1 protein-coding gene is annotated in these 854 nt (G+C 36.3%); it reads left to right on the forward strand.

The window, feature by feature from the left end; genetic code table 11:
* Positions 1-854 (forward strand): LacI family DNA-binding transcriptional regulator (locus tag JCM19043_RS15755; protein ID WP_062324001.1); only part of this gene is annotated, 854 nt, incomplete at both ends.

Here is an 854-nt window from a genome sequence, read left to right on the forward strand (position 1 = left end):
GAAGCAGCGATTCAATCACTCAATTATTCACCAAATCAAATTGCACGTTCACTACTATCAAATGAATCTCATTTGATTGGGTTAATTGTACCTGAAATACGCCACCCTTTCTTTAGCGAGATGGTTCACTGGATTGAACACTATGCAAGCCAAAATAATTTTAAAATCATTATATGTAATTCAGTGAATGATAAAGACAAGGAATCTGGCTATTTACAGATGCTGAAAGAACACCGGGCAGATGGCGTCATTATGTGCTCACATACTCTAGATATTGATGTCTATAAAAATTTAACGATACCGATTGTTTCGTTTGATCGTATTATTTCATCTAAAATACCCTACGTGGCGAGTGATAACTATCACGGCGGGGAATTGGCTACTCAGCATTTAATCAAGAAAGGTTGCAAAAAATTACTGCATATTGCTGGACCGTTAAACTTTGAAATGTTATCCAATCGTCGATTTGATGCTTTTCAAATGACTTGTTCTCGAAACAGTATTCCTTGGGATGTGATTGAAGGGGCTAATGTGGAATCAACGTTTGATGATAATTATGGCTTTATTGAAGAAAACTTAGCAAACAAACTCAATGAATTTGACGGCGTATTTTGTAGTAATGATTTGATGGCTTATGCACTGACTGTTTATGCGACACGTCACAACATCAAGATACCAAATGAATTAAAAATTGTCGGTTATGACTACAATAACTACACACGTATGCTACAGTCACCAAAGTTGACAACGATTAAACAGCCGATTGAACAACTAGCTGAGCAGCTCATCACCTCACTTATTAAACAGATGAAAAATAAAGATCAACCACTGACTGAACGAGCTATATTCGATGT

This window comes from Halolactibacillus sp. JCM 19043, assembly GCF_001310395.1.
GTDB classification, from domain to species: Bacteria; Bacillota; Bacilli; order Bacillales; family Amphibacillaceae; genus Halolactibacillus; species Halolactibacillus miurensis.